The organism is Pseudomonas sp. AC463, from assembly GCF_979253585.1.
On the sequence record NZ_CEEDDZ010001153.1, the window covers coordinates 1 to 237 of the forward strand.

At 62.0% G+C, this 237-nt stretch carries 1 protein-coding gene; it reads left to right on the forward strand.

Annotated elements, in window-relative coordinates; translation table 11 throughout:
- On the forward strand, positions 1-237 hold a 237-nt coding region (locus AC0IYH_RS33920), incomplete at both ends, for an endonuclease/exonuclease/phosphatase family protein (RefSeq protein ID WP_471838861.1).

Genomic DNA, 237 nt, shown 5'->3' on the forward strand with positions numbered 1-237 from the left:
TGCGCAGAGCCGCTACATCGAAGCCGCAGTGAACGGCATTATTATCGGCGGGCTCTACCTGCCAAACGGCAATCCGCGGCCCGGTCCCAAGTTCGACTACAAGCTCGCTTGGTTCGAAAAGCTCATCGCTCACGCGGGGACACTGCTGGAGAGCGGCCTGCCGGTGGTGCTCGCCGGCGACTTCAACGTCATGCCGACGGAAGCCGACGTCTACAAACCGGAACGCTGGACCAAGGA